Annotated in this window: 13 protein-coding genes and 1 pseudogene; 7 read left to right on the plus strand and 7 right to left on the minus strand. The window is 71.8% G+C overall.

Annotation, left to right across the window (positions count from 1 at the left end):
- Positions 1-166 precede the first annotated feature (166 nt).
- A pseudogene (locus PSD17_RS12430) lies at positions 167-331 on the plus strand (IS30 family transposase); the annotation flags it as partial.
- 124 nt (positions 332-455) lie between these two features.
- Here PSD17_RS12430 and PSD17_RS12435 read toward each other — a convergent pair.
- From PSD17_RS12435 to PSD17_RS12450, 4 genes are all read right to left on the minus strand, one after another.
- A complete protein-coding gene (locus PSD17_RS12435; protein ID WP_339122729.1) occupies positions 456-1223 on the minus strand; it encodes an ESX secretion-associated protein EspG in 768 nt (255 codons plus the stop codon).
- Positions 1220-2380: a hypothetical protein gene (locus PSD17_RS12440; protein WP_339122730.1), complete on the minus strand. Its 1161-nt coding sequence runs from the start codon at positions 2378-2380 to the stop codon at positions 1220-1222. The genes PSD17_RS12435 and PSD17_RS12440 overlap by 4 nt, the downstream gene beginning before the upstream one ends.
- Positions 2381-2530: 150 nt before the next feature.
- Positions 2531-2854 carry a PE domain-containing protein gene (locus tag PSD17_RS12445; protein ID WP_143770709.1) on the minus strand — a complete coding sequence of 108 codons (324 nt, stop codon included), beginning with the start codon at positions 2852-2854 and terminating at the stop codon, positions 2531-2533.
- Between the two features lie 73 nt (positions 2855-2927).
- Entirely contained in the window at positions 2928-3473 is a 546-nt protein-coding gene (locus PSD17_RS12450) for a DUF3558 family protein (RefSeq protein WP_041760195.1), read from the minus strand.
- Positions 3474-3832: 359 nt separating this feature from the next.
- Between PSD17_RS12450 and dnaK the strand changes: the two genes are divergently transcribed.
- Genes dnaK through PSD17_RS12470 form a run of 4 tightly spaced genes read left to right on the plus strand, consistent with a single transcriptional unit; the run spans position 3833 to position 8064 of the window.
- Positions 3833-5689, plus strand: coding sequence for a molecular chaperone DnaK (dnaK, locus tag PSD17_RS12455; protein WP_013678525.1), 1857 nt, complete (start codon positions 3833-3835; stop codon positions 5687-5689).
- Positions 5686-6384, plus strand: coding sequence for a nucleotide exchange factor GrpE (gene grpE, locus PSD17_RS12460; protein ID WP_013678524.1), 699 nt, complete (start codon positions 5686-5688; stop codon positions 6382-6384). The genes dnaK and grpE overlap by 4 nt, the downstream gene beginning before the upstream one ends.
- Before the next feature lie 19 nt (positions 6385-6403).
- Complete coding sequence (dnaJ, locus tag PSD17_RS12465) at positions 6404-7591, plus strand: molecular chaperone DnaJ (RefSeq protein ID WP_013678523.1); 1188 nt, start codon at positions 6404-6406, stop codon at positions 7589-7591.
- 5 nt (positions 7592-7596) lie between these two features.
- The gene (locus PSD17_RS12470; RefSeq protein WP_013678522.1) at positions 7597-8064 is read left to right on the plus strand and encodes a heat shock protein transcriptional repressor HspR; all 468 of its coding nucleotides are present in this window, start codon (positions 7597-7599) and stop codon (positions 8062-8064) included.
- Positions 8065-8225: 161 nt separating this feature from the next.
- On the opposite strand, the gene PSD17_RS12475 is transcribed toward PSD17_RS12470, so the two are convergent.
- Positions 8226-9422 carry a globin domain-containing protein gene (locus tag PSD17_RS12475; RefSeq protein WP_013678521.1) on the minus strand — a complete coding sequence of 399 codons (1197 nt, stop codon included), beginning with the start codon at positions 9420-9422 and terminating at the stop codon, positions 8226-8228.
- A gap of 306 nt (positions 9423-9728) precedes the next feature.
- Between PSD17_RS12475 and PSD17_RS12480 the strand changes: the two genes are divergently transcribed.
- Positions 9729-10451, plus strand: coding sequence for a pyridoxamine 5'-phosphate oxidase family protein (locus tag PSD17_RS12480; protein WP_103381891.1), 723 nt, complete (start codon positions 9729-9731; stop codon positions 10449-10451).
- A 7-nt stretch (positions 10452-10458) separates the two neighbouring features.
- Here PSD17_RS12480 and PSD17_RS12485 read toward each other — a convergent pair whose 3' ends face one another.
- Together PSD17_RS12485 and PSD17_RS12490 are read right to left on the minus strand one after the other, a co-directional pair.
- Positions 10459-11496, minus strand: a complete 1038-nt coding sequence (locus tag PSD17_RS12485; protein WP_013678519.1) for a tetratricopeptide repeat protein — start codon at positions 11494-11496, stop codon at positions 10459-10461.
- 125 nt (positions 11497-11621) lie between these two features.
- A complete protein-coding gene (locus tag PSD17_RS12490) occupies positions 11622-12833 on the minus strand; it encodes an ATP-binding protein (RefSeq protein WP_013678518.1) in 1212 nt (403 codons plus the stop codon).
- A gap of 154 nt (positions 12834-12987) precedes the next feature.
- Here PSD17_RS12490 and clpB point away from each other — a divergent pair, with 154 nt between their 5' ends.
- The gene (gene clpB / locus PSD17_RS12495; protein ID WP_013678517.1) at positions 12988-15603 is read left to right on the plus strand and encodes an ATP-dependent chaperone ClpB; all 2616 of its coding nucleotides are present in this window, start codon (positions 12988-12990) and stop codon (positions 15601-15603) included.
- Positions 15604-15661: the final 58 nt, after the last annotated feature.

Below are 15661 nucleotides of genomic sequence, written 5' to 3' on the forward strand. Positions count from 1 at the left end.
GATCGTCATCAAGGACGGACCCGGGAGGACACTCGGGGGCGACTCTCGCATCCAGCGCGGCTAGCCCGACCCCGATGGCCAGCTCTTCGGATCAGTCACAACCCGGGTCCGCGGCTCCGAAGTCTACGACCACCCTAGAGCCGAGGCCTTGACAAACACAGAGGCACCGAAAAGCACCGATCTGTCCGTGCACACCCACGCCGATCTGGACCGGGTCGCGGACAAGCTCAACTCCCGCCCCCGCAAAACCCTGGACTGGGACACCCCCGGGGAAAGACTGACCCGACTACTGTCGCGGCCAGTAACCACCGGTGTTGCGACCACCCCCTGAACCCGAGGCCGGTGCTCGACGATGAGGTTGCGCGCTGCGGGTTGGGGCCCCGTTCGGTCTCGGCTTGGCTGCCGCGGCTCGGCCGCCCCGCCCCGGGGTCGGTGTCGGCTCGTTCGCCCTCGCCTCAGGTGGCCTCGGCGATCAGGTCCTCGATGCGACGGACGAGGTCTGGCCCGTCGACGGGCGCGACCGTGACGTGGTCGCGGTGGTCGACCCGGGCGAACCAGCCCGTCGAGCCGCGGTGCACCGCGACGACGTGTGCCGAGCGACGGCCGCCGACACGCACCCCGATCTGACCGTGCCGGTCGACGTCCCCGTACATCCGCATGATCGCGGAGATCGCCGAGAGGGACAGGCCGCGGACGAGCTCGTCGTCCGTGCTGAGGGGATGCCCGCCTTCGGCGGTGACGGGATCGCCGGCATCCAGAGCGGCCTCCAGGTCCACGCGCGCGACGGAGACCGGCTTGCCGGCCCCGGGGCGGACGTCACCGACGACCTCGACCACCGCCGCGGGCATTCGGGTCGGGGGGATCGGGACGACGGCGACCTCGTCGCGATGTCGGACCGCGAGCACCGCGGCGCCCGCCCGGCGCGCCGCGACGCCGCCGACGAGGGTTCGCCCACGCACCCGGACGTCGACGGAGACGTCGGGGCGCGCGAGGGTCGTCAGCAGGGCGGTGAGCCACGGGCTCGGCCGTCGGTCCTCGGCGAGACCGCGCCGGGCGAGGCTGTTCGTCGCATCCGCGACGATGTGTGCCCGTTCGGCGACGGTCGTGCCCGGCGACGGCAGCTCCAGCTCCAACGGCGGCTCGCCCAGGCCCGCGAGCTCCCACGCAACGTCGAGCTCGGTGAGGGTCAGGACCGCCGCGGCATCCCAGTCGACCGTGCTCACGGCTCCTCACCGCCGATGACCGGTGCGACGTGCGGGACCTCGACCTCGAACGGGTCGGAGCTGGGGATGCTGTACCGCGTTCGGTGCGACTGGGTGCCGTTCCGGCCGGTCGCCCCGCCCATGGGTGGATACACGCTCGAGCTCGTGGCGCCGCTGTTCCCGCGGGCCGGCGTGCCGGGTTCGGTGGCCCGGCCGCCCGGGCCGCGAGGGCCCGCCGGGTTCGGTTCGGCGGACCGGAGGAGGTCGGCGCGGAACGCCCGGCCCGTCGACGGGGGCCCCGCCGAGGACGATCGCGGGGCCGACGAGCCGGGCGGCACCGGAGCGCCGATCGGGATCCCGGGTACGAGCGGGGGTGGGGCCGCCGGGACCGCCGAACCGGGTGGGGGCAGGTTTCCGCCTGGTGCGGGGACGCTCGGGTGCGGGGCGGGAGTGATCCCCTGTGGTGTGGAAAAGGCGCCGGCGCCCGGACCTCCTGGGCTGCCCGCGGCGCCGGGTCCGGGTGGTCCGATTGCTGAGGTTCCGAGCCCGCCGTCCGCCCGGCCGCCGCTGCCCGCCCCGCCGCCCATACCGAGGCCGCCTACCCCGCCGAGCCCGGTGCCGCCGCCCGGGGGTGGCACCACGCCCGGAACTCCGGCGCCGAGCCCGCCGGGCGGCACGTGCGGGATCCCGCCGACGCCGCCTGGGCTGCCGCCCCCGCCTGTGCCGCCGAGCCTCGGGTCGTCGACCGCGGCCGGGAACGTCGCGACCCGGTCGCGGGCCTGCTGCTCGTAGTCGTACATCGCCCGGACCGCCTCGCCGCGGGCGGCCTCGTTCTGCTCGAGGGCATCGCGGTAGTCGGACTGCGTGCCGAGCCAGCTCCCTGCCGGACCCCACGCGCTGTCCCAGAACTGCTGCCAGAAGCTGTACGGCCCAGGATCTTGGTAGGCGACCTTCGACCGCAGCTGCTCGAAGTCGACGCCGTGGGCCTCGGCGTTGTTGCCGGCCTTCTCGGCGCTCTCACCCTTCGCCGCCCCGCTCTGCCCGACCGCGGCGAGCGCCGCCCCCGCCGCCGAGGCCGCCGTGCCGTGCCACTCGATTCCGAGGGATTGCAGAGTGGACCGAATATTGATGCTGGAGTCTGCGAACGCTCTCCCGACTGAGTTGAGGCCATCCTGCATGGGACGTAGTGCCGCTGCGCCTGGGCCATGGTGGACCCAGTCAAACATCTGCTGGAGAGGGATTCCTTCGTAGCGCAAATATGGGACTTGAGTCATTGAAGACCTCGTTAGGACTGTGCGGAGTTCATTTGTGGTGAAATTCCGAGCAACTTAGAAGGCCTCACTTGCCGCACGGTCGGATGTGTCGTATGCGTGCGCGCTTGATTCGAGTTCATTGGCTTGCTGATCGAGTTCCTGAACGTGGTTCGTATAGGTGCGGATAAGCTCTCTGGACTTGGCGTTGTAGGCGTCGGCGACGGCGACGGAGATCGGATCTTCGGCGCATCGCCTAAATCCTTCGCCCTGCACTCTCGCCACCACGCTGCGGAGTCGCTCCGATTCGTCGCGCAGGAGCGCGCTGGCCTTGAAGACTGCAGCAGTTTGAGCCCAGAGTGTCATCCCTGCTGTAGTCGTGAGTCCGAGGTCTGGCTGCATGTCGCGATAATGACAGTCTTGGTCTGTCGCGGCCGAAAGTTCGGAAGGTTCGTCGCGAGTGCAAATCGAGCCCTCAGGGTTGTAGGCTTTCGAGTGCGCTCATGGCAAAACGTGCAGCTTCGCTGCAGATCGCATCGTTGTCTTCGTAGACAGTTGCGAAGAGATCATCGATCAACACCTGCATAACCTGCTGGCGCTTGACGCCGATGGACAAAATGCAGGACTCGCCGGGACCGGCTCCTGCCTGCCGCGTCTGGAGGGCTGGATACCCGCCGACTTGCACGGCCAGCGGATTTTCACCAGAAAGGCGGTAGTCCTCCGGATTGGGGCCGATCACGGCGGTAATCTGGAAGAGGATCCGTCCGCGTTGCCACTGGCAGAGCGAGAAGCCAGCAGGGCTGGAGCCAGCCGATGGAGCACTGAGTCCGAATGTCTGCAGCTGGGTTGCAGAGATCAGCGAGCAGGGGTTGACACCGTCGAGGGCGAGTTCCGGGGGGCCGGCGGGCGTCGACGCGACCGGCGCGGCGGGAGCGGGGGCCCCGGGTGTCGGGGAACTGCACCCCGCCAGCAGGGCGCCGACCAGCAGGACGATGCCGGGAAGCAGGCGGGTCGCGCGCACCTCGGGAGGATACGGCGAACGGACCAGCGTCGAGGCCGAACGGCGCATCCCCGGCGAAGCGCGTCAACACATGCGAAGCGCGTCACGTCGGCACCTGGGATCAGCGAGGGCGAACCGCCCCGGCCGTGTCGGCTGTCGCCGGCAACCGACCGTATCTCCTGGTCAACCGGATGCTGCCAGCCTCGGCCCGGATCGTCGCGGCGCACCGGGAACAACGGGGACCGTCTCTCCGTTGGGCCGTATGAAGCAAGTTGAGCGTGTCCGACTCAAGCCGAACTTGACGGCTCCATCGGGTCGCGTGAAGACTTGAGTCAGGCAAGCTCAAGCACATACACAGGCATTCCACGGAGGCAACAACCATGGCTCGTGCGGTCGGTATCGACCTCGGAACCACCAACTCCGTCGTCGCCGTCCTCGAGGGTGGCGAGCCGACGGTCATCGCGAACTCGGAAGGGTCGCGTACCACCCCCTCCGTCGTGGCGTTCGCGCGCAACGGTGAGGTGCTCGTCGGGCAGTCGGCGAAGAACCAGGCGGTCACGAACGTCGACCGGACGATCCGCTCGGTCAAGCGCCACATCGGCACCAACTGGTCCACCGACGACATCGACGGCAAGAAGTACTCCGCCCAGGAGATCAGCGCCCGCGTCCTGCAGAAGCTCAAGAGGGACGCGGAGGCCTACCTCGGCGAGGAGATCACCGACGCGGTGATCACCGTCCCCGCGTACTTCGAGGACGCGCAGCGCCAGGCCACCAAGGAGGCCGGCCAGATCGCGGGCCTGAACGTGCTCCGCATCGTCAACGAGCCCACCGCCGCCGCTCTCGCCTACGGGCTGGACAAGGGCGACAAGGAGCAGACCATCCTGGTCTTCGACCTCGGTGGTGGCACGTTCGACGTCTCGCTGCTGGAGATCGGTGAGGGCGTCGTCGAGGTCAAGGCCACCAACGGCGACAACCACCTCGGCGGCGACGACTGGGACGAGCGGATCATCAGCTGGCTCGTCGACAAGTTCAAGAACGCGCAGGGCATCGACCTGACCAAGGACAAGATGGCGATGCAGCGGCTGCGTGAGGCCGCGGAGAAGGCGAAGATCGAGCTGTCCAGCTCGTCGAGCGCCACGATCAACCTGCCGTACATCACCGTGGACGCGGACAAGAACCCGCTGTTCCTCGACGAGACGCTGTCGCGCGCCGAGTTCCAGCGCATCACGAGCGATCTGCTCGACCGCACGCGTGCGCCGTTCAACCAGGTCGTGAAGGACGCGGGCATCTCCGTCGGCCAGATCGACCACGTCGTGCTCGTCGGTGGCTCCACCCGGATGCCCGCCGTCACCGAGCTCGTCAAGGAGCTGACCGGCGGCAAGGAGCCCAACAAGGGCGTCAACCCGGACGAGGTCGTCGCCGTCGGCGCCGCCCTGCAGGCCGGTGTGCTGCGCGGTGAGGTCAAGGACGTCCTGCTGCTCGACGTCACCCCGCTGTCCCTGGGCATCGAGACCAAGGGCGGCGTGATGACCAAGCTCATCGAGCGCAACACCACGATCCCCACCAAGCGGTCGGAGATCTTCACGACGGCCGACGACAACCAGCCGTCCGTGCAGATCCAGGTGTTCCAGGGCGAGCGCGAGATCGCGTCGTACAACAAGAAGCTCGGCATGTTCGAGCTGACGGGTCTGCCGCCCGCCCCGCGTGGGGTGCCGCAGATCGAGGTCTCCTTCGACATCGACGCCAACGGCATCGTGAACGTCTCGGCGAAGGACCTGGGCACCGGCAAGAGCCAGGCCATGACGATCACCGGCGGGTCGGCCCTGTCCAAGGACGAGATCGACCGGATGATGCGCGAGGCCGAGCAGCACGCCGAGGAGGACAAGAAGCGTCGTGAGGACGCCGAGGTCCGCAACCAGGCGGAGACGCTCGTCTACCAGACGGAGAAGTTCGTCAAGGAGAACGACGAGAAGCTCCCGTCGGAGGTCAAGGACGGCGTGAACGCCGCACTGGGCGAGGCGCAGGAGGCTCTGAAGGGAACCGACACCGAGGCCATCAAGGCCGCGGTGGAGAAGCTGGGGCAGGAGTCCCAGAAGCTCGGCGCGGCCCTCTACCAGCAGCAGGGTGCCGACGGTGCCGCTGCCGGCGCCCCCGGTGCCGACTCGACGGCCGCCGGTGAGCAGGCCGACGACGTCGTCGACGCCGAGATCGTGGACGAGGACAAGGACAAGAAGTGAGCAACCCGAACGGACCCAACGGACAGGCGGGCCCGGGCGGCGAGCACGAGGGTGAGCGGGTCGTGGTGCGCGACCGTCGTCGCATCGACCCGCTGACCGGTGAGGTCAGGACCCCGGCGGGCGACGAGCCCGCCGGGGCCCCGGCCCCGGGGGCCCCCGAGTCCACGACCGATCCCCGCATCGAGGAGCTGCAGGCCGAGGTCGCCGAGCGCACCGCCGACCTGCAGCGTGTGAGCGCCGAGTACGCCAACTACCGGCGTCGGGTCGACCGCGACCGCGAGGTCGTGCTCGCCACGGCTCGCGCCCAGGTCGCAGCCGACCTGCTCCCGGTGGTCGACGACATCGAGCGCGCCGAGCAGCACGGCGACCTCAACGGCCCCTTCAAGGCGGTGGCCGACAAGGTCGTCGACGTGCTCACCAAGCTCGGCCTCGAGCCGTTCGGGGTCGACGGCGAGCCGTTCGACCCGTCGGTGCACGAGGCCGTGCAGCACGAGGAGTCCGACGCCACCGGCCCGACGGTGACGGTCCTGGCTGCGGTCCTGCGCCGCGGCTACCGCCTCGGCGACCGCGTCCTGCGGCCGGCGATGGTGACCGTCGTCGACCGCTCGGCCACCGAGGCGCCGACGACCGACGGGTCCGCCGTGGGTGAGGCGGAGCCGCAACAGACCGACAAGCAGCACCCCGAGCAGCACTGACCCGGGGAGAGGAGGCGGAGTGACCCAGCGGGACTGGATCGAGAAGGACTTCTACCGCGAGCTGGGAGTCGCCTCCGGCGCGTCCGCGGACGAGATCAAGAAGGCGTACCGCAAGCTCGCGCGCGAGTTGCATCCCGACGCCAACCCCGGCGACGCGAAGGCGGAGGCCCGTTTCAAGGCGGTGTCCGAGGCCTACGGCGTCCTGTCCGACGACAAGAAGCGCAAGGAGTACGACGAGACCCGCGCGCTCTTCGCGGGCGGTGGCGGCTTCGGGGCGGGCGCGGGCGGCTTTCCCGGCGGCTTCGGCACCGGTGCGGGCGGGCAGTCCTTCGAGGACCTGTTCGCGCGCGCCGGAGCCGGCGGCGGGGCAGGCGGCGGCCTGGGCGATCTCTTCGGCGGGCTGTTCGGCGGAGGTGGCCGCAGCGCCGGTCGCGCGCGGCCGAGCGCGCAGCGCGGGGCCGACGTCGAGAGCGAGCTGCGGATCTCGTTCGACGACGCGGTCCGCGGCGCCGAGGTGCAGATCCGGCTCACGTCGCCGGGCCGGTGCGACCGTTGCGGCGGGACCGGGGCCAAGCCCGGGACGGCGCCGCGGACGTGCCCGACGTGCGACGGCGTCGGTCTGGTCAGCAGGAGCCAGGGGGCGTTCGCGTTCTCCGAGCCCTGCACCGACTGCCGCGGGACCGGCCGGCTGATCGACGACCCCTGCCCGCAGTGCAACGGCAGCGGCGTCAGCAACCGGACCCGGACCCTGACGGTCCGCGTCCCCGCGGGCGTCGACGACGGGCAGAAGGTGCGGCTCGCGGGCCAGGGCGAGCCCGGTCGCGGCGGTGCTCCCGCGGGCGACCTGTTCGTCACGGTGCACGTCACACCGGACAAGGTGTTCGGCCGCTCGGCGAAGAACGCCGACGACCTGACGCTGAAAGTGCCTGTCACCTATCCGGAGCTGGTTCTCGGCGCGACGTTGACGGTGCCGACGCTCGACGGCACCGTGTCGCTGAAGATTCCTCCGGGCACGGCGAGCGGGCGGACCTTCCGGGTCCGCGGGCGCGGCGTGCAGCGCAAGAACGGCAAGACCGGTGACCTGCTGGTCACCGTCGAGGTGGCGGTGCCGTCCTCGCTCGACGACGCGGCCACGGAGGCACTGCAGGCCTACGCGGAGTCCACCAAGGACTTCGACCCGCGCGCGGGCCTGCTCGACGGGAGGTGACGGGGATGACCAGGTCGGGCGGCGACGAGCCGGTCGTCGACGCTGTGCTGCCGCCGGGTGCGAGCCCGGACAGCCCGGTGTTCGTCATCTCCATCGCCGCCGAGCTCGCGGGCATGCACGCCCAGACGTTGCGCAGCTACGACCGGCTGGGGCTGGTGAGCCCCGGCCGGTCGGCGGGCGGCGGGCGGCGCTACTCGGCGCGCGACATCGCGCTGCTGCGGGAGGTGCAGCGGCTCTCCCAGGTCGACGGCGTGAACCTCGCCGGCGTCAAGCGGATCATCGAACTCGAGCAGCTCGTCGACGAGCTGCGGGCCCGGGTCGAGGAGCTCACCGCCGAGCTCGCCGCCGCGCACGCCGCGGCCGAGCAGGCGGCGGCCGTCGTGCACCAGTCCTACCGGCGCGATCTCGTGCCGGTGGACCGTCGGCAGGCACTCGTGGTGTGGCGACCCAAGCCGCGCCGCGACGCGGACTGAGCCGACCCACCCGACCGGCACCTCCGAGAAGAGACACCCGCGACGGGACCCCCATGCGCCGCGCCCGGTTCACCCGGACGCGGCGTGCTCGTGCGCGCGGAAGATCCGGACGGTGCGGCAGCCCCGGTGTGGCAGCCCAGGTCAGACCTCGCCACTCACGGTCAGTCCATCGTGAACGGGTCGTAGCGGATGCGGTCGAGCGGTGTGCCCGCCACCAGCATCCGCGAGACCGTCGCGCGGATCATCGCGGGCGAGCCGCAGACGAAGACCTCGTGGTCGGCCCAGGAGCCGTACCGGGTGACGACGTCGGCCAGCGTGCCGCGCTCGGCGCCCACGGCGTCGTCGTCGCGCTCGAGCACGGGCACGACGTCGAGCCACGGGTGGGCGTAGGACATGCGGCGCAGCGCGTCGAAGTCGTAGAGGTCGTCCCAGGTGCGCCCGCCGACGAACACCTGGGTGCGCGGCGTGTCGGAGCGCCGGGTCAGCTCGTCGAGGACGGCCTTCATCGGCGCCATGCCCGTGCCGCCCGCGACCATGAGCAGGTCGCGGCCCTCGGTCCGGTGCAGGCCCATGCGGCCCATCGGCGGCCCGATCCGCCACGTGTCGCCGATCCGCGAGTGCGCGACCATGGCCCGGCTCACCCAGCCGTTGGTGACGGCGCGGACGTGGAACTCGATCGAGCCGTCGGGCCGGGGCGCGTTCGCCGGCGAGAGGTAGCGCCACAGCCGGGGCCGCTGCGGCGTCTCGACGCTGACGTACTGCCCGGACTGGTAGGGCACGGGTTCGTCGGTCTGCACGGTGATGACGGCGAGGTCCCACCCGATGCGCTTGTGCTCGACGACGCGGCCCAGCCACGACGCGCGGCCGCGCTCGGCGTCGGCGGCCTGGCTCATCGCCTGCCCCGCGAGCGTGTAGGCGTCGGTCCAGGCCTTCTCGACCTCGGGGGTCCAGCCGTCGCCCGCGTGGGTGCCGATGGCCGACAGCAGCGCCTTGCCGACGGCGTCGTAGTGCCCGGCGATGACGCCGAACTTGCGGTGGTCACGCCCGAGCTGCTGCAGGAACGGCACGAGGTCGTCGAGCTGGTCGACCATCTGCACGACGTGGACCAGCGCGCGGAGCAGCCGGCTGCGCTGGACCTCCATGTTGACCGGGAAGAGGTCCCGGGTCTCCGGCGCGATGTGGAACAGCGTCGCGTAGAAGTGCCGGCCGAGGGCGTCGGCCTGGTCCTCCATCGCCGCCCAGCTGCGGCGGATGGTCTCGACCATGCCGGAGGCATCGGGGAGCGGGGCGGGGCGCCCGGGAGCCGCGGGGAGGTCGGCCGCAGGGAGCTTGGTGCTGAGCAGCTGATCGGCTGTCATCGGGGGCCGACACTCTCCTCGGGGGCGCTCGGGGGTCCGGTGGCCGCCGCGCGACGCGTGCGGGTGTCCGACCCTAGACGCGCGTCGATCATCAGCGGGCTCCGTTCACCCGTTCGGGGACGTTGATCACGCAGGGTGGCGCGTGGTGACGCCGGGAGAGGCAGCGTAGCGCTTCACCGAGCAAGGCGTGACCGGGCGGGTACTTAATGGCACCGTAGGGGTGTGGCTCCCCGCGTCTCCGGCCTCCGCCGGTCCGTCCCGCGTCGCACGGCCGGCCTTTCGGTCACTCTTCCGACTGACCCCCCTGTGGAGTCATCCGGCGACGGTGCGTCACGTCCGGGGTCGGCGGGCGAGCACACGTTGCAGCAGGTCTACGGCACCGCCGACCGGGCCGACAGGTTCTACGAGGACCAGCTGCGCGACCGGCTGCTGCCGCGGATGGTCGAGTTCATCGGCCGCATGGAGATGGTCTTCGTGTCCACCGCCGACGCGCACGGCGAGTGCGACGCGTCGCTGCGCGCGGGGCCGCCCGGGTTCATCCTCGTGCTCGACGAGTACACCCTCGCCTACCCCGAGTACCGCGGCAACGGCGTCCTCGCGAGCCTCGGCAACATCAGCGAGAACGCCCACGTCGGCATGCTGATGGTCGACTTCGTCGAGGACATGATCGGGCTGCACGTCAACGGGACCGCCCGGATCCTCGACGACGACGAGTTCCACCGCGAGTTCGCCCGCGCCCGGGTCGACCACGGCCCCGGGCGCAAGGCGGAGCGCTGGGTCGTCGTCGGTGTGGAGGAGGCCTACATCCACTGCCGCAAGCACATCCCCCGGATGGAACGGGTGTCGCAGCGCCGCGCGTGGGGCACCGACGACCCGGCCCGCAAGGGCGGGGACTACTTCCGGGTCAAGGGCAGCGCGCAGCGGGTGCCGCGGGAGGCGCACCCGGCCGCCACGGCCGCGGGGAGGCGCCGCTTCCCGAGCACGACGCACCTGACCGGCGGCGCGTCCCGGACCCTGCGCCGACGCTGACCCCTGCTCAGGGGGTCCCACGTCGCCGGCGCCGGGCCAGTCCGACGGCGATCGTCAGCAACCCGAGCAGGATGAGCGCGAGCCACACCAGGACGGCCAGCCCGCCCAGGCCCGTGACCAGTACGACGACGAGGTCGGCCAGGCACAGCGCGAGCACCGCGTAGACGAGCGTCAACGGGCGGTCGGTCCGGACCGTGCCGACGACGACCGGCCACGACCCGCGCGGCAGCTCGCGCAGCGTCCACCAGCCGAGGAACACGGTCAGTGCCAGCACGGCGCCGGTGACGACGCGGGTGGCGAGCGGGTCGACCGACGACGCCAGCACCGCGATCGTCGCGACGACGAGCCACAACCGGGTGCGGCCGGCGAGCTGCCAGAGCACCGCCACGGCCGTCGTGCGGACGTGGGCCATCGCCGGGGCGAGCCGTCCGGCGTCGATCAGCCCGCGCAGCGCCCGGCCGGGGTGGTGGGTGCGGGCGTCGAGCACGGCGAGGTCGTGGCGGGCGGCGGCGTGCTCGGGATCGAGGCGCAGCGTCTCCTCGTAGGCGCGCCGGGCCGTCGCGAGGTCACCGAGGTCACCGGAGACGTCGGCGAGCAACAGGTGGGCCTCGGGCGAGGACGGCGCCAGCGTCACGACGCGCCGGGCCGCCTGCGCGGCGTCGGCGGGCCGACCCGCCCGCTGCAGCACCCGGGAGTACGCGATGCCCGCGTAGGGCTCGTCGGGTGCGAGGGTGACGGCCGTCCAGGCGGCGAGCACGGCGTCGGGATGCCGGTCGAGCATCGACAGCAGCAGGCCGCGCAACCGGTGTCCGCGTTCGCGATCGGGGGCGGCCGCGACGGCGGCGTCGGCCGCCTGCAGCCCGTCCACGTGGCGCTCGGCGGCCAGTAGCGCGGCGGCCAGCTCGCACAGCAGCTCGGGGTCGTCGGGAAACGAGGAGAGAGCCTGCCGCACGACGCGCTCGGCGTCGTCGAACCTCCGGACGGCACGCAGGTGCGCCGCGCGGGACAGGGCGTCCCGGCGGGCGAGGGCGTCGGGGGCGGTCACGGCTCGGTTCTCACGGGGCGGTTCTCACTGCTCGGTTCTCACTGCTCGGTTCTCACTGCTCGGTTCTCGCTGCTCGGTTCTCGCTGGGGGGTTCCCACGGCGGTCGGTGGTCACGGACGTCGGCGTCACAGGGACCGGTTGCGCTTGAGGTACGCGGCCAGCTCGTCGTAGCTGCCGTCGGTGTTGCCGAACAACGCGACGTTGCGGGCCGCGGCGAACCAGGGCCCGGTGCTCGGGGTGACCTCCCGCGCCGCGCCGAGCAGGTCGCGCGTCGTCAACGGCTGGACGGTGCCCGACCGCATCGACAGCGCGAGCGCGCGTTCCGCGGCGGTGTCGCAGACGTGCGCGAGATCGGCGCCGGAGTAGTGCTCGGTGGCCTTCACGAGCGCGGCCAGGTCGAGCTCGGCGACGGGCCGGTCCCGCAGATGGTGCCGCAGGATCGCGGCGCGGGCCGGCGCGTCGGGCGGCAGCACGAGCAGCATCCGGTCGAAGCGGCCGGGTCGGCGCAGCGCGCTGTCGAGATCCCAGGGGTGGTTCGTGGCGCCCAGGACGAACACGCCGTCGTTGGCGCCGGTGGCCGAGTCCAGCTCGGCCAGCAACTGGTTGACGGTGTTGCGCAGGCTGCCGGAGTGGGTGAGGTTCGAGCGCTTCTGGCCCAGCGCGTCGACCTCGTCGAGGAACAGCACGCAGGGGGCGTTGCGGCGGGCGGTGCGGAACAGCTCGGCGAGGTTGCGCTCGCTGCGCCCCACCCACATGTCGAGCACGTCGGCGATGCCGATCTCGACGAACTTCGCGCCCAGCTCGCCCGCGACGGCGCGGGCGATGAACGTCTTGCCGCAGCCGGGCGGGCCGTAGAGCAGCAGCCCGCCGCGGGCCGTCGTGCCGAACCGGCGCGCCAGCTCCGGGTTGCGGACGGGGCCGAGGAACGCCAGCTCCAGGCGCTGCTTGACCTCGTCCATGCCTCCGACGTCGGCCAGCCGGACCGTCGGGCGCCGCGCGATCTCCACGTCCTCGACCGGTGGGGAGCTCGCGTCCTGGGCGAACGCGGGGGCCGCGATGTCGGCGACCTGCTCCTCGGCCTTGGCCCAGTCGAACGTGCTCGGCTGTGCGGGGGCGGGCGGCGTCGCCGCGGAGAGGGCGGCGGTGAGGCGCTGCAGCAGGGCGAGCGCCGCTGCGTTCCCCGGTTCGACGGCCAGCACGTGGCTGCAGTGGGCCAGCGCCTCGGCGGGTCGGCGGGCGGCGGCGAGCAGCTCCGCCACGTGCAGCCGCAGGGGGACGTCGTCGGGGGCCGCGGCCACGGCCGCGAGCAGGCTCGTGAGCAGCGGATCCTCGGTCATCGATGCTCAGTATCCCCGCACCCGCAGAGCTCGTCGAAAATCCCTGTGGTTGAGTGGAACAGACTCAAGTTTCCTGACGTTGGCTCAGAAGACAGGGCACACTCGGCATCAGCCGTGCTGTCCACGCGACACGGAAGGACCCAGGAGGACACGGGTGGACGCCTTCAACCCCACCACCAAGACCCAGCAGGCGATCTCGGCCGCTGCCCAGGCGGCGACACTCGCCGGCAACCCGGATGTCGGTCCCACTCACCTGCTCGGCGCCTTGCTGGCCCAGGGTGACGGCATCGCCGCCCCCCTGCTCGAGGCCGTCGGCGCCGACGCCGCGGCGGTGCGCGCCGAGCTCACCCAGCTCGGTCAGCGGCTCCCCGCCGCGGCCGGCTCGACCGTCAGCGCCCCGCAGCTCTCGCGGGAGGCGCTGGCGGCGATCACCGCCGCCCAGCAGCTCGCCACCGAGATGGGCGACGAGTACGTCTCCACCGAGCACCTGCTCGTCGGCCTCGCCGACAAGGGCGGCCCGGTGGCCGACCTGCTGCGCCGCCACGGCGCCACCCCCGACGCGCTGCGCGAGGCGTTCACCAAGGTGCGCGGCTCGTCGCGGGTCACGAGTCCCGACCCGGAGGGCACCTACCAGGCGCTGGAGAAGTACGGCCAGGATCTCACGGCCCGGGCCCGCGAGGGCAAGCTCGACCCCGTGATCGGGCGTGACACCGAGATCCGTCGCGTCGTGCAGGTGCTCTCCCGGCGCACCAAGAACAACCCGGTGCTGATCGGCGAGCCGGGCGTCGGCAAGACCGCGATCGTCGAGGGCCTGGCCCAGCGGATCGTGGCGGGCGACGTGCCCGAGTCGTTGCGCGACAAGCGCGTGGTCGCTCTCGACCTCGGCTCGATGGTGGCCGGCGCCAAGTACCGCGGCGAGTTCGAGGAGCGGCTCAAGGCCGTCCTCAAGGAGATCACCGACTCCGCCGGTGAGATCATCACCTTCATCGACGAGCTGCACACGATCGTCGGCGCGGGCGCGACCGGCGAGGGCGCGATGGACGCGGGCAACATGATCAAGCCGATGCTCGCCCGTGGCGAGCTGCGGATGGTCGGCGCCACCACGCTCGACGAGTACCGCCAGCACATCGAGAAGGACCCCGCGCTGGAGCGGCGGTTCCAGCAGGTGCTGGTCGGCGAGCCGTCCGTCGAGGACACCGTCGGCATCCTGCGTGGGCTCAAGGAGCGCTACGAGGTGCACCACGGCGTCCGGATCACCGACGCCGCGCTCGTCGCCGCCGCCACCCTGTCCGACCGCTACATCACCGCCCGGTTCCTGCCGGACAAGGCGATCGACCTCGTCGACGAGGCCGCGTCCCGGCTGCGCATGGAGATCGACTCCCGGCCCGTCGAGATCGACACCGTCGAGCGCGCGGTGCGCCGGCTGGAGATCGAGGAGATGGCGCTGGAGAAGGAGTCCGACGCCGCCTCGAAGGAGCGGCTCGCGGCTCTCCGTTCCGAGCTGGCCGAGAAGCGCGAGCAGCTGTCCGCGCTGACCGCCCGCTGGCAGAACGAGAAGGGCGCCATCGAGGCCACCCGCGAGCTCGCCGCCCAGCTCGAGCAGCTGCGTGGTGAGTACGAGCGCGCCGACCGCGACGGCGACCTCGGCCGGGCGTCCGAGCTGCTCTACGGCCGGATCCCGGCGCTGGAGAAGGAGCTCGCGGCCAAGACCGCCGACGTCGAGCGGACCGAGGACGTCATGCTCAAGGAGGAGGTCGGCCCCGACGACGTCGCCGACGTCGTCAGCGCGTGGACCGGTATCCCCGCGGGCCGCATGCTCGAGGGCGAGACGGCCAAGCTGCTGCGCATGGAGGACGAGCTCGGCAAGCGCGTCGTCGGTCAGGCCGAGGCCGTCCGCTCGGTGTCCGACGCGGTGCGCCGGGCACGGGCCGGGATCGCCGACGAGAACCGCCCGACCGGGTCGTTCCTGTTCCTCGGCCCGACCGGCGTCGGCAAGACCGAGCTCGCCAAGGCGCTGGCGGAGTTCCTGTTCGACGACGAGCGCGCCATGGTGCGCATCGACATGAGCGAGTACTCCGAGAAGCACTCGGTGGCCCGCCTCGTCGGCGCCCCGCCCGGCTACGTCGGCTACGACCAGGGCGGCCAGCTCACCGAGGCCGTGCGGCGCCGCCCCTACACGGTGGTGCTGTTCGACGAGGTGGAGAAGGCCCACCCGGACGTCTTCGACACGCTGCTGCAGGTGCTCGACGACGGTCGGCTCACCGACGGCCAGGGCCGCACGGTCGACTTCCGCAACACGATCCTGGTGCTGACGTCGAACCTCGGCTCGCAGGCGATCGCCGACCCGGCACTCGACGACGCGGCCCGCAAGGACGCGGTCATGTCGGTGGTGCAGCGGCACTTCAAGCCGGAGTTCCTCAACCGGCTCGACGACGTCGTGGTCTTCCACGCGCTGTCGACCGAGGAGCTGACCCACATCGTCGACATCCAGCTCGGCGTGCTGGGCAACCGGCTGGCGCGGCGCCGGCTCACGCTCGACGTGTCCGACGCGGCGCGCGAGTGGCTGGCCATGAACGGGTTCGACCCGGTCTACGGCGCGCGGCCGCTGCGCCGGCTGGTCCAGTCGTCGATCGGCGACCAGCTGGCCAAGGAGCTGCTCGCGGGGGCCGTCCGTGAGGGCGACACCGTCCGGGTCGACCTCGACCCGTCGGCCGCGGGCGGCACCGGCGGGCTGATCGTCGGCCGGGCCAGCTCGCCCGTCACCGTCTGACTCACGACCTCACGACACTCCTGCGCGGGTGGCGCGGGGTTCGCGACCGGAACCGATC

Origin of the sequence: Pseudonocardia sp. D17 (assembly GCF_036984265.1) — a bacterium.
GTDB classification, from domain to species: Bacteria; Actinomycetota; Actinomycetes; order Mycobacteriales; family Pseudonocardiaceae; genus Pseudonocardia; species Pseudonocardia benzenivorans.